Source organism: Pseudomonas sp. DG56-2, assembly GCF_004803755.1.
Taxonomy (GTDB): Bacteria; Pseudomonadota; Gammaproteobacteria; order Pseudomonadales; family Pseudomonadaceae; genus Aquipseudomonas; species Aquipseudomonas auratipiscis.
In genome coordinates, this window is the sequence record NZ_CP032311.1 from 573,738 (window position 1) to 590,786 (window position 17,049).

Here is a 17,049-nt window from a genome sequence, read left to right on the forward strand (position 1 = left end):
TTACAAAGGAATTGAGGCGTTGGCTGCAGTGGCTTCGATGCCTTGCTGGCCATTGGGTCCGATCAGTTGTACCTGAATTTTCTGGGTGGCGGGGAACGCCTTGAACAGAGGGCTCAAGTCCAGCTTGCCGAGCTGCTCGGGTTTGTCGCAGTCAAACCTGTAGTGAGCGTGGATCTCGCTGTGGTCATGGTGATCTTTAGCGGCCTCTGGCGTGTCGCCAAACAATGGGCTTTCCAGGTCCCGGTCTGCTTCGCTGCAATTGGCCGCTTTATCCACAGTGAACAGCGCAAGCGGTTTTTCCAGTTGTGCGCGCACGGCGGCAACCTTGGCTTTGTCACTGTCGCTGCTGGCGGCATGCTCGAAGCCGACCAGATTCATGGCCGGGCTCTCCAGCTCCAGCTCCAGCGACTTGCCATCGAGTGCAACATTGAGACGGGCAACGCCGTGCTCATGGGCGCCAAGGCTGCCATGGGCGTGATCATGATCATGATCATGGTCGTGATCCTCGTGGGCTTGAGCAACGGCCAGAGGCAACAAGGCGAACGGCAACGCAAGGAACAGGCGACGCATGGGCAAGACTCCAGGAGGGCGCAAGAGATTGTTTGGTTATGTTATAACAACTTGTTGCGCCGATACCAGTCTGCTTGGCGACAGATCTTTAGCATGGGAGCATGGTGCCCATCACTGAAGCAGAGGAAACGACCGTGCGAATTCGTGGACATATCGGCGACTGGCCGGTGGATTTGACCCTGGAGCTGGACCCTGCGGAGTGGGCACAGCTGGGTGGGCAGCTTACTGCAGCAGCACCGCAAGAGGCGCCAGCGACAGTCTCCACAATGGCAAGCAGCAGGCCGGATGACGCTCTTTGGCAAGCCGCTCGGGAAGTGCTGCGCAATGCCGGGCAGCTCAATGGACCTGAGTTGCTTGAGCATTTGGAGGGTTTGGCGGGCAATACCGCTGCCGGTAAGCGGTTACTGGTGCGTCTGCGCCACAGCGCCGAGGTGAAAGTTGAAAGCGGGGTGGATGCGCCGATCTATCTCTGGCTGGGTTGACTCCAAGGGCTGAGCTGCGCCTGAGTTCACAGCCAGCGGGGCCAGGCTAAACAAGCCACCTGCCCCCGCCAGTCGTCGAGCAATTAGTACAACGCCGCGAACAACTTGCGACGGTAGGTACCCACCAGCGGATGATCATTGCCCAGCAGGTCGAACACCTGCAGCAGCGTCTTGTGCGGGAGGCCGCCTTCGTAACCGCGGTTACGCACGAACAACTTGAGCATGCCATCCAGAGCGGCTTCGTACTGCTGGCGTGACAACTGCTGGATGCACAGTTGATAGGCCGCTTCGTCGTCTTCACCGTTTTGCGCCAGGCGCGCTTTGAGGTCGGCGACTTCGGGCAGGTCTGCAGCCTGACGCAGGAAGGTCAGTTGCGCCTTGGCACCGGCCAGCGCCGCTTTGTGCTCGTCGCTTTTGACTGCATCGAGCACTGCCTGGGCTTCACCCAGCTCGCTGCGCTCGGCCAGGCAGCGGGCGTACAGAATCAACGCACCGGCATTGCTGTTGTCTTCGGTCAGCAACGCCTTGAGGGTGGTTTCGGCCTCGCTGAAGCGACCTTCGGCAAACAGTCCCTGGGCAAGCTCCAGCGGATCAGCCGCAGTCGGCGCTGGCATTTGCACATGAGGCTCGAGCAGGGCGCGTATCGCCGATTCTGGCTGGGCACCGGTAAAGCCATCGACTGGCTGGCCGTCCTTGAACAGTACTACGGTTGGCAGGCTGCGAATACCGAAGCGGGCGACGATGTCTTGCTCGATATCGCAATTGACCTTGGCCAGCAACAGTTCGCCTTGATAGCTCTCGGTAATTTGCGCGAGCAGCGGCATCAGCGCTTTGCAGGGGGCGCACCACTCGGCCCAGAAATCGACCAGCACCGGTTTGTGGTGGGAGTTGGCGATTACCAGCTGATCGAAATCGGCAGCGCTGGTGTCGAAAACATAAGGGGTGTCTTGGCTCATCGCGACTCTCGAAAATCCGTGAATGGCATCACTATAAAGGCTGGCGGCTGGCGTGGTACAGGCTGACCCTACGGAATTCGTGGGGCTCGGCCAGGTCCGGCAAGGTCAGCGCCTCAAGCACGCCCAAAGGTTGGTACAGCGGGTGGCTGAAGTCTCGTACACGCGAGTCAGCAACCAGGGCTTGTTGGCCTCGACTGAGAAAACTGTCCAGCAACGGCAGGTTGGCCCGGTCATAGAGCACATCGGCGACCAGAATCAGATCAAAGCGATCATCCTCCTGAAAGAAATCCTCCGAATAGTTCAGCTCCACGCCATTGAGTTCTGCGTTGGCCCGGCAGGCCTGCAGCGCCAGTGGGTCGAGGTCGCAGGCCACCACTTCGAGGGCGCCCGCCCGCGCGGCAGCGATGCCGGCAATGCCGGAGCCTGCGCCAAAATCCAGCACACGCTTACCCTGCACCCAGTGCCGGTGCTGATCCAGATAGCGCGCCATGGCCAGGCCGCTGGCCCAGCAGAAGCTCCAGTAGGGTGGCTCATGGAGGATGCGCCGGGTTTCCTCGGAGCTGAATTCACGGTCCATGTTCTCGGCGTCAATCAGCCAGAGCTTGAGTGAGCACTCCGGCAGGTCGCTTACCACCAGCCGAGCGTCCCCGAGTAGTTCACCCAGGGCCTGCTGCAGGGGCGCCGGCGCCATCATGGCGCCTTTTCGAAACGCAGCGGACCGGTTGCCTGGCTTTGCGCCTGGGCGATTCGCACGGGCGGCAGGTGCAGAATCAATTGGCCGGACTTGCTGGCGCGGCCGCGTAGCTCAACGCGGGCACCTGCTGGAAAGGCCTGCGGGTTAAACCGCAGTTGATACGGCAAATCGAGTCCGTTGCCACTCAAGGTGCTGCTGGCCAGCAGGTTTTGCGGGCGGCCGCGTTCATCGATGACCAATAGGGCCAGCTCGACTTCGGCCCCTGCTGGAATATTGAGCAGGGTTCCGCTCAATTCACGTTGGTAGGCTGGCAGCGGACCGAGACTTTTCGGCGTTTTACTGGCAACCGGTGCCTTGGGCGCCGGTGCAGACGTGGGTTTATCGCTGCTACAGGCGGCTAACAAGGCAGCAAAACTGAGCACAACGAGCGCTCGAAATGGCATGGGGAATTCCTTCGCGGCATATTTCCTCAGTGGATGGTAACCCCTTTGGCTTGTCTTGCCAGTGGGATGCGCTACCATGGCCCTCCCTTTTTTTGTTGCCTGCCACCATGCACTGTCCCTTCTGCGGTGCCAACGACACCAAGGTCATCGACTCGCGACTTGTAGCCGAGGGCGAGCAAGTGCGCCGTCGACGCGAATGCGTTGCCTGCGGCGAACGTTTCACCACCTTCGAAACAGCCGAGCTGGTTCTGCCCCGCCTGATCAAACAGGACGGCAGTCGCCAACCCTTCGACGAAGAAAAACTGCGTGCTGGCATGCAGCGCGCCCTGGAAAAGCGACCGGTCAGCGTCGAGCGCCTGGAAGCGGCGTTGGCGCATATCAAGCACAAGCTGCGAGCGACCGGCGAGCGCGAGGTCAAATCCCTGGTAGTCGGTGAACTGGTGATGAACGAGCTGCAAAAGCTCGATGAAGTCGCCTACATCCGATTCGCCTCGGTTTATCGGCGCTTCCAGGACCTCAACGAGTTTCGTGAAGAAATCGATCGCCTGGCGCGTGAGCCGGCTAAAGAGTAGGCATGTCAAACGAACGCGCAGTACTCGACGCCCATTACATGGCCCGTGCCCTGGAACTGGCTCGCAAGGGCTTGTATTCAACCCATCCCAACCCGCGTGTCGGGTGTGTGATCGTGCGCGATGGTCAGATCGTCGGCGAAGGCTGGCATGTCAGAGCGGGTGAGCCTCACGCCGAAGTACACGCGTTGCGTGAAGCGGGCGAGCTGGCGCGTGGCGCCTGCGCTTATGTCACCCTTGAGCCGTGCAGCCACCACGGGCGTACGCCGCCTTGTGCCGAGGCGCTGGTCAAGGCGGGCGTAGCGCGTGTGGTCGCGGCCATGCAGGACCCCAACCCACAAGTGGCGGGGCAAGGGCTCAAGCGCTTGGCCGAAGTCGGTATCGACGTTGCCAGCGGTGTGCTCGAAGCCGAAGCGCGCGCGCTCAACCCAGGTTTCCTCAAGCGCATGGAGTTCGGCCTGCCGTTTGTGCGGGCAAAGCTTGCCATGAGCCTGGATGGCCGCACGGCCATGGCCAACGGCGAGAGCCAGTGGATAACAGGCCCCGCCGCGCGTTCAGCGGTACAGCGTCTGCGTGCCCGCTCCAGCGTGGTGCTGACCAGTGCCCAAAGCGTGCTGGCCGACAATGCGCGAATGACCGTGCGCGGTGACGAGTTGGGCCTTGATCCGCAAACCACCGCACTTGCCCTCGAGCGCCCACCGTTGCGTGTGCTGGTCGATGGCCGCTTGCGCCTGCCACTCGATGCGCCGTTCTTCAAGGCCGGGCCGGCACTGGTAATTACCGCAGCGGCCGTTGATCCGGCCTATGCCGAAGCCGGTCATGAGTTGCTGCACTTGCCGGGTGTCAACGGCCGAGTGGATCTGCCTGCGCTGCTGCGCGAGTTGGCGGCGCGCGGAAGCAGTGAAGTGTTGTTGGAAGCAGGAGCCGGATTGGTAGGCGCTTTTGCCCAGCTTGGCCTGATCGACGAATATCAGATCTTTGTTGCCGGCAAGTTTCTGGGCTCCAGCGCCCGGCCTTTGCTGGATTTGCCGCTGAACCACATGTGTGAGGCGGTGCAGTTGAAAATTACTGAAATGCGCGCAGTAGGCGATGACTGGCGAGTCACTGCGGTTCCTGTGCCGACACCCGGCGTATAATTCCAGGCTAGCTACGCGCAGCCCTGTTCTCGAGGAGGACTCATGTTCACCGGCATCATCGAATCCATCGGCAGTATCCGCTCCCTGACTCCCAAAGGCGGCGACGTGCGGGTATATGTCGAAACCGGCAAGCTCGACCTGGGCGACGTCAAACTGGGCGACAGTATCGCCGTCAACGGTGTTTGCTTGACAGCTGTCGAGCTGCCTGGCGATGGCTTCTGGGCTGACGTCAGTCGCGAAACCCTGGATTGCACCGCCTTCAACGACCTCAAGAGCGGTAGCCGGGTCAATCTGGAGAAGGCGCTGACGCCGACAACGCGCCTGGGCGGCCACCTGGTCAGCGGCCATGTCGACGGTGTCGGCGAAGTGGTCTCGCGCAGCGATAACGCCCGCGCCATCCAGTTCCGCATTCGTGCGCCCAAGGAACTGGCCAAATACATTGCCCACAAAGGCTCGATCACTGTCGATGGCACCAGCCTGACAGTGAACGTCGTCGATGGCGCCGAATTCGAGCTGACCATCGTCCCGCATACCCTGGCCGAAACCATCATGGCCGACTACCGTCCAGGTCGTCGGGTCAACCTTGAGGTCGACCTGCTGGCCCGTTACCTGGAGCGTTTGCTGCTGGGTGACAAAGCTGCAGAGTCGAGCAACGGCAGCGGCATTACCGAAAGTTTCCTGGCCGCCAACGGCTACCTGAAATCCTGATTTGAAAGGGGGTGCCGCGTGGCGCTCAACAGCATCGAAGAACTGGTTGAAGACATCCGCCAAGGCAAAATGGTCATCCTGATGGATGACGAAGACCGCGAGAACGAAGGCGATGTGATCATGGCTGCCGAGTGCTGCCAGGCCGAGCACATCAACTTCATGGCCAAGCATGCCCGTGGTCTGATCTGCATGCCGATGTCGCGTGAGCGCTGCGAAACGCTCAAGCTGCCACTGATGGCGCCGCGTAACGGTTCCGGTTTCGGTACCAAATTCACCGTCTCGATCGAAGCCGCAACCGGCGTCACCACCGGTATTTCCGCGGCTGATCGCGCTCGCACTGTGCAGGCTGCCGCCGCTCGTGATGCCAAGGCCGAAGACATCGTCAGCCCGGGGCACATCTTCCCGCTGATGGCGCAACCTGGCGGAACCCTGGCCCGTGCAGGCCACACCGAAGCGGCTTGCGACCTGGCGCGCATGGCTGGTTTCGAACCAAGCGGTGTGATCTGTGAAGTGATGAACGACGACGGCACCATGTCCCGTCGCCCGGAACTGGAGGCATTTGCCGCCGAGCACGGCATCAAGATTGGCACCATTGCCGACCTGATCCATTACCGCATGATCCACGAACGTACCGTTCAGCGGATTTCCGAGCAGCCGTTGGACAGCGAACTGGGCAGTTTCAACCTGGTGACCTACCGCGATTCGGTTGAAGGCGATGTGCACATGGCTCTGACCCTGGGCAACATCTGTGCAGAAGAACCGACGCTGGTGCGGGTACACAACATGGACCCATTGCGCGACCTGTTGATGGTCAAGCAGCCAGGTCGCTGGAGCCTGCGCGCCGCCATGAGCGCGGTCGCCGAGGCCGGCAGCGGTGTGGTGTTGCTGCTCGGTCACCCGCTGGAAGGCGATGTATTGCTGGCGCATATCCGTGAAAGCGCTGATGCCTCTCCAGTGAAAACGCCGACCACCTACAGCACGGTCGGTGCCGGTTCGCAGATTCTGCGGGACCTGGGCGTACGCAAAATGCGCCTCATGAGCTCACCAATGAAGTTCAATGCGATATCCGGATTCGATCTGGAAGTTGTAGAATACGTGCCCTCCGAATAAAGCAGGGGCGATTCCCGCTGTTGATTCGGAACAAAACTCCCACAGGCCGCACCGTTGCGGCCTGGCTCTTTAAGATGAGAACCCCACAATGTCCCTGAAGACCATCGAAGGTACCTTCATTGCCCCCAAAGGTCGCTATGCTTTGGTGGTTGGCCGCTTCAACAGCTTCGTAGTCGAAAGCCTGGTAAGCGGTGCCGTTGATGCCCTGGTTCGCCATGGCGTGAGCGAAAGCGACATCACCATCATTCGTGCCCCGGGTGCGTTCGAGATCCCGCTGGTTGCACAGAAAGTCGCCCAACAAAGCGAATATGCCGCAATCATCGCCCTGGGCGCAGTGATTCGTGGCGGTACCCCGCACTTTGAATACGTGGCGGGCGAATGCACCAAAGGCCTGGCCCAGGTGTCCATGGAGTTCGGCGTACCGGTGGCATTCGGTGTCCTGACTGTCGACTCGATTGAACAGGCCATTGAGCGTTCCGGCACCAAAGCCGGCAACAAGGGTGCCGAAGCTGCTCTGTCCGCCCTGGAAATGGTCAGCCTGCTGGCGCAGTTGGAGGCCAAGTGATTAGCGACGAAAGCGATCGTTTCAACCCGCGCGATCCAAAACCTGCGGATGCTGGCAAACCATCGAAAAGCGCCAAGCGTCGCGAAGCTCGTCAGCTTGCGACTCAAGCGCTGTACCAATGGCACATGGCCAAGCACTCGCTGAACGAGATCGAAGCGCAGTTCCGGGTCGATAACGATTTCACCGATGTCGATGGTGCCTATTTCCGCGAAATCCTGCATGGGGTTCCGGCAATCAAGGAAGAAATCGACAAGGCTCTGGTCCCGTGCCTGGACCTGGCCCTTGAAGAGCTCGACCCGGTTGAACTGGCGGTTCTGCGCCTGTCTACCTGGGAGTTCATCAAGCGCGTTGACGTGCCATACCGTGTAGTCATCAACGAAGGTGTCGAGTTGGCCAAGGTCTACGGCGCCACCGACGGCCATAAGTTCGTCAACGGTGTGCTCGACAAACTGGCTCCGCGGCTGCGTGAAGCCGAAGTAAAGGCGTTCAAGCGCTGATTCCGGCGCTGATTGCCAATGGGTGAGTTCGAGCTGATTCGCCATTTCTTCGCCGCCGCGCCTTGCGCGCAAGGCGGCGAAGCGGTTGCGTTGGGCATTGGCGACGATTGCGCCTTGCTCAGCCTGGCGCCGGGTGAACAGCTGGCGATCTCCACCGATACGCTGGTGGCCGGGGTGCATTTCCCGGCTGTCTGCGACCCTTTTTTGCTCGGTCAGCGTTCGCTGGCTGTTGCTGCCAGTGATCTGGCTGCCATGGGCGCCACGCCCATTGGCTTTACCCTTGCCCTGACCCTGCCAGAGGTGCGTGCCGACTGGCTGCAGGCCTATGCCCACGGCCTGAACCAGATGGCGCAAGCATGCCAACTCAGCCTTATCGGTGGTGACACTACCCGTGGCCCGCTGAGCTTGACCATGACCGTGTTCGGCCGCGTGCCCTCTGGTTTGGCCCTGACCCGCAGCGGCGCCCGTGCTGGTGACTTGCTGTGCGTGGGTGGCGAGCTTGGCAATGCTGCCGGTGCCTTGCCGTTGGTGCTTGGCCAGCAGCAGGCTGGCCCGGCGGTGGCTGATCCGCTGCTGGCCCATTACTGGTCGCCCCAGCCGCAATTTGCTCTGGGGCAGGCGCTACGCGGCAAGGCTACTTCGGCGTTGGATATTTCCGATGGGCTGTTGGCCGATTGTGGGCATATCGCCAAGGCGTCGCAGGTGTCTGTGCAAGTGCAACTGAGCAGGCTGCCAATCTCGCCGGCGCTGCAAACGTTATTCGGTCATCAAGGGGCTCAACAAGCCGCATTGACCGGCGGTGACGATTACGTACTGGCGTTCACCTTGCCTGAGGAGGAGCTTGCACCCCTGCTGGAGGCCGGTTGGCCGATCCATGTGGTGGGGCGTGTAGGCGCTGGCGCTGGCGTTTCCCTGGTAGATGACCAGGGCAAGGACATCACCCCGACAACCCGGGGCTATCAACATTTTAGGGAGCAACCGTGACCGACCACCCCAATCAGGTGCCTGCGGAGAATGTTCCGCCTTCGGTCTGGCGCAATCCTTGGCACTTTCTCGCATTCGGCTTCGGCTCCGGGACCTTGCCCAAGGCGCCGGGAACCTGGGGCTCGCTGGTAGCGTTACCCTTCATTCCGCTGTGGCAGATGCTGCCCGACTGGGGCTACTGGCTGATGCTGGGCCTGACCATGCTGTTCGGCTTCTGGCTGTGCGGCAAAGTTGCCGATGACTTGCGTGTTCACGACCATGAAGGCATTGTCTGGGACGAAATGGTCGGCATGTGGATCACCCTCTGGCTGGTTCCGGAAGGTTGGCAATGGCTACTGGCGGGCTTTTTGATGTTCCGTTTCTTCGACATCCTCAAGCCCTGGCCGATTCGCTGGATTGACCGCCATGTGCATGGCGGCGTCGGAATCATGCTTGACGATGTGCTAGCTGGGGTCTTCGCTTGGTTGGGTATGCAAGTGCTTGTATGGAGTGTCACTTAAGGGAGTGGTGCAATGCGTGGATGGCGAGTAGTCCTGTTGATCCTGGCGCTGGTTGCCAGTGGCGTTCATGCCAGCGAGACAATCACAGTTCCCAAGCAGGTACGACTGGCCAGCGAGATCTGGGAGGACTACACCAACGCCGACGGTAGCGGCATCGCCTGGGATATTCTGCGCAAGGTATTCGAGCCGGCTGGCGTCAAGGTCCAGAGCGTCAGTGTCCCGTATAGCAGGGCAATTGGCCTGGTCAAACGCGGCGAAGCCGATGCCTGGGTAGGTTCCTATTTTGAAGAAAGCGCTGACAACCTCTATCCGCGCTGGCATTTCGATACCGACCACATTTACGCCCTGAGCCTGGCCAGCAAGCCGCTGCCTACCTTGGATAACCTCGGCCAGTTCAAACTTTCCTGGGTTCGTGGCTACGACTACCAGAGTTACCTGCCCAAGGTTGGCGAATACCGTGAGGTGCAGCGGCGCGAAGGGATCCTGCCGATGCTCGAGCGTGGGCGGGTGGATTTCTATATCGATGCGCAGACTGAAGTCGATTACGTGCTCAATCAGGCTAACGAGAATGAGCGTCACAAGTTCCGCAGCGTTCACATCGCCGAATTGCCGATGTACCTGGCGTTTGGCAACACCGAAGAGGGGCGGGCGCTCAAGGCGTTGTTCGATCAGCGCATGGATGTACTGGTCGCCAGTGGTGAGTTGCGGGCGATCTTCAGTCATTGGTCCCAGCCCTATCCCTTCGACAAGGTGAAGGGCCAGAAGTAGCTCAAATCGTACCTGTCGATGGGTTTGAGCAAACATTCGACCTGAGCAGCCTGCTCACATGCTGGTACAATCGGCCCACTTCAAGCTTTCAATTCAGGAGCACAAAGTGCCCGTCGTCTTTGTTGCCGCTTCCAAGCTGCCTACCCCGTTTGCGACTTTCACCATGCATGGCTTTCTTGATGAGGCCACGGGCCGCGAGCACGTTGTGCTCAGTCTGGGTGATATAGCGGATGGGCAACCGGTGTTGGGGCGCCTGCATTCCGAATGCCTTACCGGCGATGCGCTGTTCAGTCAGCGTTGCGACTGTGGCTCGCAGCTTGAAGCTGCCTTGCAGGCCATTGCGCGCGAGGGTCGCGGTGTATTGCTGTACCTGCGTCAGGAAGGTCGTGGCATTGGCTTGCTGAACAAGATTCGCGCCTACGAATTGCAAGACGGCGGCGCCGATACCGTCGAGGCCAACGAGCGCCTCGGTTTCGCGGCTGATCAACGCGACTACGGCATGTGCCAACCGATGCTTGAGCACCTGGGGGTCAAGTCGCTGCGGCTGATGACCAACAACCCGCGTAAGGTCAAGGCTTTGACCAGCATGGGTATCCCGGTGGCGGAGCGCGTGCCGTTGCATACCGGTCACAATCCGCACAACAAACACTACCTGGCCACCAAGGCTGGCAAGCTTGGCCACATGATGGGCAACGAGCACCAGAGCGAGGCCGGCCAGGCGTGACCCGGGCTCAGGTTCGCCGCCGTTTGCAACTGTCGTGGTGGCAATATCTTGCTGTCGCATTGGCGCCTTTGCTGGTGTTTAGCTGGGCCTTTGCTGACGGCCAGGACTTGATTCCGGTCCTGGCCATGCCGATGTTCATTGCCGGCGTGGCGTCGATGTTCCTCAGCCTGTCGCGCTTCGGCGCCTACAAGCATGCGCTGATTGCCACCCAAAAGTCCCTCGACAGCGACGCCGAGCCTGCAGCCTGGATCGAGCTGGCGCGAGTGCTGCGCAAGGGCATGCTGTTCGCCTGCCTGCCAGCTTGGATCTCCGCCTTGTCGGTGTTCGTGGGCCTGGAAGGTGTGCCGCGGATACTCCTGGCTGTTTCCAGTCTGGTACTGCTCTACCTTTATCGTATTCCGCGTCAGTTGGGCTGATGCGCGGCATACTGCTGCTGGTGTTGCTGATACTGGCCGCACCGCTCGCTGCAGCCCAGCGGGTGGTCAGCCTGGCGCCTTCGCTATCGGAAATCGTTGTCGAACTGCAGGCTACTGACCTGCTGGTGGGTATGCTCGATGGTGGCGAGCGTCCGACTGCGTTGGCCCACGTGCCTTCAATAGGGCGTTATGGCCAGATCGATATGGAGCGTCTGCTCAGTCTCAAGCCGGATTTGTTGTTGCTCTGGCCGGGGAGTGTACCGGCAGCCCAACGCGACCAGCTGCGGCGGCTGGGTATCGCCACCTACACGGCTGAACCTCATGGTATCGACGAACTGATCGAGCAGATCGAAGCTATCGGCGCGCAACTGGGGCGAGCCGAGCAAGGGCGCGAGCGGGCGCAGCAACTGCGTGTGCAGTTGCAGGGGCTGCGAGCTCGTTATCACCGCGAGCAGCCGCTGCGGGTGTTCTACCAAGTCTGGGACAAACCCTTGTATACCGTGGGCGGCGGGCAAATTGTCAGCGATGCCCTGGCGGTGTGTGGGGCACGCAATGTGTTTGCCGAACTAACGATACCGGCGCCGCAGGTCAACCTGGAGTCAGTGCTGTTGCGGGATCCGCAGGTGATCATCGCCAGCGATCAGGCCCAGCTCGATGCCTGGAAGGCTTGGCCGCAGGTGGATGCGGTACGCCATGATCGCTTGCTGCAGGTACCGGACAAAGGCCTGGAACGGCCCAGTGGGCAGATGATCGAGGCAACGGCGCGGTTGTGTCAGTTGCTGGAGACTAAAGCGCCGGTGTCCAAGTGATGCCGAGTAGCCAGGTGCGGCCTTCTTCGCGGTAGCCGTAATTGGTCCCTTCATAGGAATATAAGGCACGGGAGTAAGACTTATCCAGCACGTTGTCGATCTTCAGGTCTAGTGTGAGCTCAGTAGAGAGGTACCAACTGCTGCGTAAGCCAACGAGGCCATAACCGCTCAAGCTGTTACTGTTGGTCTCATTGTCGTAGCTACTACTTACTGCTTGCCAGCTGGCACCGAGTCCAATCTGATTGAACTGTCGATCCAGGTCCAGGCTCAAAGTGCGGCGAGCGCGGCGGGCCAAGGTGTGGCCGCTGTCGCGATCACGAGGATCAATCAGCGCAAGGCTGAGGTTACTCTGCCAGCCGAACCACTGTTGATGCAGGGCTGCTTCGAATCCGTTGATCTGGGCTGCGGCCACGTTGCGCGGGATTGATCCTTCGCCAACAATAATCGCATCGCGCAGGTTGGTGCGATAAACAGATGTTTCCAGACGACTCTTTTCACTGAGCTGGCTCCGCCATTGCAGTTCGTAGCTTTTGGAGCGCTCAGGCTTTAGGTTTGGGTTGCTGTATTTTGGGTAGTAAAGGTCATTGAATGTGGGCGCGCGAAAACCCTCACTATATGAGAGCAGCACATCATTGTTTGCATTGACTGGTAGAGTCAGGCTGCCGCTCCAAGTGTTCTGTCCACCGAATTGCTGGTTCTGATCGCGACGCAAACCCAGCTCGGTAGAAAGCCACTCGCCCTTGAAACGATGCTGAATAAAGACGGCACGGTTCCAACGACTGTCCTCGCCGAAATCAGTGCTGGCGTGCACACGGTCCTGATACCAATCAGCGCCGACCATCAGGCTATTATGCTCTTCGAATGTCAGGTCGTTCTGCCAGCTGGCCGAGTCGCGGTACGTATTGAACTCGCTGCTTTCACTACTAAGTTTGTCGCGTTTTCTGTCGCGATTTTCGCTATGTCCGAGTTCAAGGCGTGAGTACCAGTGTTCGTTAAGTTGAGCTCCTAAGTAAGTGCCAAGGCTGCTAACGGTGTAGTCGGTGTATGGCGCCTGGCTGAAACTTTGCCAAGTACCCTCGTCGAGCCGCCCATACGGGTTGTCGTACTCGCTACGGCCTCGACTATCGAGGAGGTTGAAGCCGGCTTCAACGTCACCGTTAAAGTTGTGGCTCAGGCTTAAGTTGAGCGACTTGTTGCGATAAGTGTCATGGTCACCGTCGCTGGGGTAGGATGTGTGAGTCCAGTCGATGCCAGCACTTTCGTCGAGGCTGGCGCCGAAATTGAAGCGTGTGTCTTGATCGCCGCCGGATAGTCCAAGATTACGTTGCCAAGTCTGATCGCTACCTGCCGCCAGGCGTAGTCGCGGCCGTAGGCCTTGTTGGGCGCTGCGGCGGGTGAATATCTGGATGACACCGCTAATAGCATCGCTGCCATAGATCGCTGAGCGTGAGCCACGAAGTACTTCGACGCGCTCGATCTGATCGATATCCAAAAACTGAAGGCCGCTGTCACCTGAAGTGGCGTTAGCGATACGCACTCCATCTACCAGAACCAGATTTTGCGCAGTTTTTCCGCCTCGTATATAGATGTTTGGCACACTGCCGCGTCCGCCTGTATTTGCCACTTGCACTCCCGGCACACGTGTCAGCAGGTCAGTGACGCTGGAAGGCTGCAAGCGGTCGATATCATCGCGTGTGAACACCGTGTTGGCGGCACTGGTCTGCGTGCGGTCTTCCACCTGGCGATTGGCGCTGATCAGGGTGTTGGGCAGCTTCAGGGCACTGTCGCGATCGATGGGGTCGGCAAGTAGCGAGGTAGGCAGGCACAGCAAGAACGGGGTCAGGCGCGAGAGTTTCATGGCAGTTCCGTGGCAATCGCAGGTCAAGCCCGTTCCCACCGTGGGAGCGGGCCTGACCTGCGATCAGGCATCAAAGGCCGAGCAGTTGCATCCGCTGACGCACTGACGCTTCGATCCCGGCAGCGTCAAGGCCACACTCGGCCAGCATCTGGGCAGGTTTTGCATGTTCTACATAGACGTCTGGCAAGCCCAGATGCAGTACCGGTTTGAGTATGGCTTCGCGGGCAAGAAACTCGCTTACCGCCGCACCGGCACCACCCATGATGGCGTTTTCTTCAATGGTCACCAGCAGCTCATGGCTGGCGGCCATTTCACGTACCAAGGCTTCGTCCATTGGTTTGACAAAACGCATGTCGACCACGGTTGCGTCGAGGCTTTCGGCGACCTTCAAGGCCTCGGCGAGCTGCACGCCGAACACCAGCATGGCGATCTTGCTGCCTTTACGGCGAACTACACCCTTACCGATTTCAAGCGGCTCGAGGCTGCTGTCGATGGTAGCGTTCGGGCCACTGCCACGCGGGTAGCGAACGGCCGCGGGGCCGTTGTACAGATGGCCGGTGCTGAGCATTTTGCGCAGTTCGTTCTCGTCGCTAGGGGTCATCACCAGCATGCCGGGGATGCAGCGTAAGTACGACAAATCGTAACTGCCCGCGTGAGTCGGACCGTCTTCGCCAACCAGACCGGCACGGTCAATAGCGAACAGTACGTCGAGGTTCTGCACCGCAACGTCGTGTATCAGCTGATCGTAGGCGCGCTGCAGGAACGTCGAGTAAATGGCCACCACCGGTTTTGCACCTTCGCAGGCCATCCCGGCCGCCAGGGTAACCGCGTGCTGTTCGGCAATGGCCACGTCGAAATAGCGCTCTGGATAACGTTCGCTGAACGCCACCAGATCAGAACCTTCTTTCATGGCTGGGGTAATGCCGACCAAGCGCTGATCAGCAGCAGCCATGTCGCAAAGCCATTGGCCAAAGACTGCCGAATACTTCGGTCCGCCAGCCTTTTTTGGCGCGGCAGCCGGAGCATCGACGGGTTCGAGCTTGGTGATGGCGTGGTAGCCGATCGGGTCGATCTCGGCTGGGGCGAAGCCTTTACCTTTTTTGGTGACTACATGCAGGAACTGCGGGCCTTTGAGGTCGCGCATGTTGCGCAGGGTAGTGATCAGTGTTGGCAGGTCGTGACCGTCGATGGGGCCGATGTAGTTCCAGCCCAGCTCTTCGAACAGAGTGCCTGGCACCAGCATGCCCTTGGCATACTCTTCGGTGCGGCGGGCAATTTCCCAGGCGCCGGGCAGTCGCGAAAGTACCTTCTTGCTGCCTTCACGCATGCTCGAATAGGTGCGGCTCGAAAGGATCTTGGCCAAATAGTTGGACAAGCCACCCACGTTGCGCGAAATCGACATGTCGTTGTCGTTGAGGATCACCAGCATGTCGGCATCGACTTCCTGGGCGTGGTTCAACGCCTCGAATGCCATGCCAGCGGTCAGCGCGCCGTCGCCGATCACGGCAATCGACTTGCGCGGATCATTCTGCAGTCGGGCGGCAATGGCCATGCCCAGGGCGGCACTGATCGAGGTGCTGGAGTGACCGACGCCAAAGGTGTCGTACTCGCTCTCGGCGCGACGCGGGAAGGCGGCCAGGCCGTCCTTCTGGCGCAGGGTGTTCATGCGCTGGCGGCGACCGGTGAGGATCTTGTGCGGATAGGCCTGGTGACCCACGTCCCACACCAACCGGTCGTCCGGGGTGTCGAAAACGTAGTGCAGGGCAATCGTAAGCTCGATTACGCCCAGGCCGGCACCGAAATGCCCGCCGGTTTGACCAACGGTATAGAGCAATTCCTGGCGCAGTTCGTCAGCCAGGTTCTCCAGGTCGGCTTCAGCCAGCCGACGCAAGCCGGCAGGCGTATCGGCACGGTCGAGCAGCGGCGTGACCGGGCGTTCGCGGGGGATCTCTTGAAACGTCGTGGGCATCAGGCGAATCGTTATAGATATGAAGTGGCGGCAGTTTACCTTATTGCGGTAATAGCTGCCCATTTGAGCTAATCGCGAGGCAAGTCTACTCCCACAATTACGGTGGGAGCAGGCTTGTTCCGCGATGCAGTCAGTACTTAGTTACGGCGCTCAACGATATAACGCGCCAGTTCACGCAACGGCTCGGCTGCTGCGTCGAATGGCCGCAGGGCGGTCAGGGCCTGGTCGCGCAGCTCAATGGCGTAAGCCTTGGCGGCTTCCAGTCCGAGCAATGCCGGGTAGGTCGGTTTGTCCCGGGCGATATCGGCACCCTGGCGTTTGCCCAGGGTTTCGGTGTCGCTCTCAACATCAAGAATGTCGTCCTGCACCTGGAATGCCAGGCCAATGGCTTGGGCGTAGGTCTGCAGGGCCTTGAGCTGTGCTTCGTCGGCACGCGCACTGGCCAGGGCGCCCAGTCGGACGCTGGCTTCGATCAGGGCGCCGGTTTTATGCCGGTGCATGAACTCAAGGGCTGTCTGGTCAAGCTTGAGGCCTACCGAACCGAGGTCGATGGCCTGGCCGCCGACCATACCGGCTGGGCCTGCAGCCGAAGCCAGGGTTCGCACCATCGCCAGGCGGGTTCCGTCAGCTTGCGGGCTCAACGCGGGATCGAGCAGGGCGTTGAACGCCAGGCTCTGCAGCCCGTCGCCAGCGAGAATTGCGCAGGCTTCGTCAAACGCCTTGTGAGTAGTGGGCTGGCCCCGGCGCAGATCATCGTCGTCCATGGCTGGCAAGTCGTCATGCACCAGCGAATAGGCATGGATCAGTTCGACAGCGCAGGCGGCGCCATTGGCTTGCTCAGCAGCGCCACCTAGCGCTTCGCAAGCGGCATAGGCGAGCAACGGACGCACACGCTTGCCACCGTTCATCACGCTGTAGCGCATGGCGGCGTACAAGCGGGTCAGCTCTACCGAAGGAGGAACAAACAACTGCTCGAGGGCCGCATCGACCCGTGCCTGGCAACTGGCCTGATAAGTGGTGATCATTCGGCCTGTTCCGCGTCGAATGGTTCGGCCTTCAGTTCGCCGTCGCGCTCCAGCAAAACCTGGACTTTCTGTTCGGCCTGGACGAGGGCGCTCTGACAATCACGGGTCAGGCTGATGCCTTGCTCGAACGCAGTCAGTGAGTCTTCCAGCGACAGCTCACCGTTCTCCAGGCGCTCGACCAGCGCTTGCAAGTCGGCGAGGGATTGCTCGAAATCAATAGAGGCTTTTTTTCGGGCCATGGCGGCTGTCTCGGTGGCGGTATAAAC

General features: G+C 60.2%; 21 protein-coding genes. 13 read left to right on the forward strand and 8 right to left on the reverse strand.

The genetic code is table 11. From position 1 onward, the window contains the following. Positions 1-570 (reverse strand): DUF2796 domain-containing protein, encoded by a 570-nt coding sequence (locus D3Z90_RS02675; protein ID WP_136474281.1) that lies wholly within the window; start codon positions 568-570, stop codon positions 1-3. 134 nt (positions 571-704) lie between these two features. On the opposite strand from D3Z90_RS02675, the gene D3Z90_RS02680 reads away from it, so the two are divergent. After that, positions 705-1,052 (forward strand): hypothetical protein, encoded by a 348-nt coding sequence (locus D3Z90_RS02680; RefSeq protein ID WP_136474282.1) that lies wholly within the window; start codon positions 705-707, stop codon positions 1,050-1,052. Positions 1,053-1,135: 83 nt separating this feature from the next. On the opposite strand, the gene trxA is transcribed toward D3Z90_RS02680, so the two are convergent. Genes trxA through D3Z90_RS02695 form a run of 3 tightly spaced genes read right to left on the reverse strand, consistent with a single transcriptional unit; the run spans position 1,136 to position 3,145 of the window. Next, a complete protein-coding gene (trxA, locus tag D3Z90_RS02685) occupies positions 1,136-2,008 on the reverse strand; it encodes a thioredoxin (RefSeq protein WP_136474283.1) in 873 nt (290 codons plus the stop codon). A gap of 31 nt (positions 2,009-2,039) precedes the next feature. Continuing rightward, on the reverse strand, positions 2,040-2,699 hold the full coding sequence (locus tag D3Z90_RS02690) for a methyltransferase (RefSeq protein ID WP_136474284.1): 660 nt from the start codon (positions 2,697-2,699) through the stop codon (positions 2,040-2,042). Then, positions 2,699-3,145: a YbaY family lipoprotein gene (locus D3Z90_RS02695; RefSeq protein ID WP_136474285.1), complete on the reverse strand. Its 447-nt coding sequence runs from the start codon at positions 3,143-3,145 to the stop codon at positions 2,699-2,701. The genes D3Z90_RS02690 and D3Z90_RS02695 overlap by 1 nt, the downstream gene beginning before the upstream one ends. Before the next feature lie 107 nt (positions 3,146-3,252). Here D3Z90_RS02695 and nrdR point away from each other — a divergent pair, with 107 nt between their 5' ends. From nrdR to D3Z90_RS02755, 12 genes are all read left to right on the forward strand, one after another. Next, complete coding sequence (gene nrdR / locus D3Z90_RS02700; RefSeq protein ID WP_038606259.1) at positions 3,253-3,717, forward strand: transcriptional regulator NrdR; 465 nt, start codon at positions 3,253-3,255, stop codon at positions 3,715-3,717. Positions 3,718-3,719: 2 nt separating this feature from the next. Next, entirely contained in the window at positions 3,720-4,850 is a 1,131-nt protein-coding gene (gene ribD / locus D3Z90_RS02705; protein WP_136474286.1) for a bifunctional diaminohydroxyphosphoribosylaminopyrimidine deaminase/5-amino-6-(5-phosphoribosylamino)uracil reductase RibD, read from the forward strand. A gap of 42 nt (positions 4,851-4,892) precedes the next feature. Continuing rightward, positions 4,893-5,558: a riboflavin synthase gene (locus D3Z90_RS02710; protein WP_136474287.1), complete on the forward strand. Its 666-nt coding sequence runs from the start codon at positions 4,893-4,895 to the stop codon at positions 5,556-5,558. A gap of 18 nt (positions 5,559-5,576) precedes the next feature. Next, the gene (ribBA, locus tag D3Z90_RS02715; protein WP_136474288.1) at positions 5,577-6,668 is read left to right on the forward strand and encodes a bifunctional 3,4-dihydroxy-2-butanone-4-phosphate synthase/GTP cyclohydrolase II; all 1,092 of its coding nucleotides are present in this window, start codon (positions 5,577-5,579) and stop codon (positions 6,666-6,668) included. 88 nt (positions 6,669-6,756) lie between these two features. Next, positions 6,757-7,233, forward strand: coding sequence for a 6,7-dimethyl-8-ribityllumazine synthase (gene ribE / locus D3Z90_RS02720; protein ID WP_043861893.1), 477 nt, complete (start codon positions 6,757-6,759; stop codon positions 7,231-7,233). Beyond that, the gene (nusB, locus tag D3Z90_RS02725) at positions 7,230-7,730 is read left to right on the forward strand and encodes a transcription antitermination factor NusB (RefSeq protein ID WP_136474289.1); all 501 of its coding nucleotides are present in this window, start codon (positions 7,230-7,232) and stop codon (positions 7,728-7,730) included. Before ribE ends, nusB begins: the two co-directional genes overlap by 4 nt. An 18-nt stretch (positions 7,731-7,748) precedes the next feature. Continuing rightward, complete coding sequence (thiL, locus tag D3Z90_RS02730) at positions 7,749-8,714, forward strand: thiamine-phosphate kinase (protein WP_136474290.1); 966 nt, start codon at positions 7,749-7,751, stop codon at positions 8,712-8,714. Further along, positions 8,711-9,214, forward strand: a complete 504-nt coding sequence (locus D3Z90_RS02735; RefSeq protein ID WP_045182556.1) for a phosphatidylglycerophosphatase A — start codon at positions 8,711-8,713, stop codon at positions 9,212-9,214. Before thiL ends, D3Z90_RS02735 begins: the two co-directional genes overlap by 4 nt. A 12-nt stretch (positions 9,215-9,226) precedes the next feature. After that, positions 9,227-9,982, forward strand: a complete 756-nt coding sequence (locus D3Z90_RS02740; RefSeq protein ID WP_136474291.1) for an ABC transporter substrate-binding protein — start codon at positions 9,227-9,229, stop codon at positions 9,980-9,982. A gap of 106 nt (positions 9,983-10,088) precedes the next feature. Continuing rightward, positions 10,089-10,706, forward strand: coding sequence for a GTP cyclohydrolase II (gene ribA, locus D3Z90_RS02745; RefSeq protein WP_168198425.1), 618 nt, complete (start codon positions 10,089-10,091; stop codon positions 10,704-10,706). Beyond that, positions 10,703-11,122, forward strand: a complete 420-nt coding sequence (locus D3Z90_RS02750; RefSeq protein WP_136474293.1) for an MFS transporter — start codon at positions 10,703-10,705, stop codon at positions 11,120-11,122. The genes ribA and D3Z90_RS02750 overlap by 4 nt, the downstream gene beginning before the upstream one ends. After that, complete coding sequence (locus tag D3Z90_RS02755; protein ID WP_136474294.1) at positions 11,122-11,931, forward strand: cobalamin-binding protein; 810 nt, start codon at positions 11,122-11,124, stop codon at positions 11,929-11,931. The genes D3Z90_RS02750 and D3Z90_RS02755 overlap by 1 nt, the downstream gene beginning before the upstream one ends. Here the strand turns inward: D3Z90_RS02755 and D3Z90_RS02760 are convergent. The 4 genes from D3Z90_RS02760 to D3Z90_RS02775 all read right to left on the reverse strand — a co-directional run bounded on the left by D3Z90_RS02760 (position 11,909) and on the right by D3Z90_RS02775 (position 17,022). Continuing rightward, positions 11,909-13,789, reverse strand: coding sequence for a TonB-dependent receptor domain-containing protein (locus D3Z90_RS02760; RefSeq protein ID WP_136474295.1), 1,881 nt, complete (start codon positions 13,787-13,789; stop codon positions 11,909-11,911). The genes D3Z90_RS02755 and D3Z90_RS02760 overlap by 23 nt on opposite strands. 70 nt (positions 13,790-13,859) lie before the next feature. Beyond that, positions 13,860-15,758 (reverse strand): 1-deoxy-D-xylulose-5-phosphate synthase, encoded by a 1,899-nt coding sequence (dxs, locus tag D3Z90_RS02765; protein WP_136474296.1) that lies wholly within the window; start codon positions 15,756-15,758, stop codon positions 13,860-13,862. Between the two features lie 137 nt (positions 15,759-15,895). After that, on the reverse strand, positions 15,896-16,783 hold the full coding sequence (gene ispA, locus D3Z90_RS02770; RefSeq protein WP_136474297.1) for a (2E,6E)-farnesyl diphosphate synthase: 888 nt from the start codon (positions 16,781-16,783) through the stop codon (positions 15,896-15,898). Beyond that, complete coding sequence (locus D3Z90_RS02775) at positions 16,780-17,022, reverse strand: exodeoxyribonuclease VII small subunit (protein ID WP_045182568.1); 243 nt, start codon at positions 17,020-17,022, stop codon at positions 16,780-16,782. Before D3Z90_RS02775 ends, ispA begins: the two co-directional genes overlap by 4 nt. Positions 17,023-17,049 lie beyond the last annotated feature (27 nt).

What these genes read in the sequence shown, in the direction of transcription:
- D3Z90_RS02675 (WP_136474281.1), bottom strand. Translation starts at nt 570, where the DNA reads ATGCGTCGCCTGTTCCTTGCGTTGCCGTTCGCCTTGTTGCCTCTGGCC.
- trxA (WP_136474283.1), bottom strand. Translation starts at nt 2,008, where the DNA reads ATGAGCCAAGACACCCCTTATGTTTTCGACACCAGCGCTGCCGATTTC.
- D3Z90_RS02690 (WP_136474284.1), bottom strand. Translation starts at nt 2,699, where the DNA reads ATGGCGCCGGCGCCCCTGCAGCAGGCCCTGGGTGAACTACTCGGGGAC.
- D3Z90_RS02695 (WP_136474285.1), bottom strand. Translation starts at nt 3,145, where the DNA reads ATGCCATTTCGAGCGCTCGTTGTGCTCAGTTTTGCTGCCTTGTTAGCC.
- nrdR (WP_038606259.1), top strand. Translation starts at nt 3,253, where the DNA reads ATGCACTGTCCCTTCTGCGGTGCCAACGACACCAAGGTCATCGACTCG.
- ribD (WP_136474286.1), top strand. Translation starts at nt 3,720, where the DNA reads ATGTCAAACGAACGCGCAGTACTCGACGCCCATTACATGGCCCGTGCC.
- D3Z90_RS02710 (WP_136474287.1), top strand. Translation starts at nt 4,893, where the DNA reads ATGTTCACCGGCATCATCGAATCCATCGGCAGTATCCGCTCCCTGACT.
- ribE (WP_043861893.1), top strand. Translation starts at nt 6,757, where the DNA reads ATGTCCCTGAAGACCATCGAAGGTACCTTCATTGCCCCCAAAGGTCGC.
- thiL (WP_136474290.1), top strand. Translation starts at nt 7,749, where the DNA reads ATGGGTGAGTTCGAGCTGATTCGCCATTTCTTCGCCGCCGCGCCTTGC.
- D3Z90_RS02740 (WP_136474291.1), top strand. Translation starts at nt 9,227, where the DNA reads ATGCGTGGATGGCGAGTAGTCCTGTTGATCCTGGCGCTGGTTGCCAGT.
- D3Z90_RS02755 (WP_136474294.1), top strand. Translation starts at nt 11,122, where the DNA reads ATGCGCGGCATACTGCTGCTGGTGTTGCTGATACTGGCCGCACCGCTC.
- D3Z90_RS02760 (WP_136474295.1), bottom strand. Translation starts at nt 13,789, where the DNA reads ATGAAACTCTCGCGCCTGACCCCGTTCTTGCTGTGCCTGCCTACCTCG.
- dxs (WP_136474296.1), bottom strand. Translation starts at nt 15,758, where the DNA reads ATGCCCACGACGTTTCAAGAGATCCCCCGCGAACGCCCGGTCACGCCG.
- ispA (WP_136474297.1), bottom strand. Translation starts at nt 16,783, where the DNA reads ATGATCACCACTTATCAGGCCAGTTGCCAGGCACGGGTCGATGCGGCC.
- D3Z90_RS02775 (WP_045182568.1), bottom strand. Translation starts at nt 17,022, where the DNA reads ATGGCCCGAAAAAAAGCCTCTATTGATTTCGAGCAATCCCTCGCCGAC.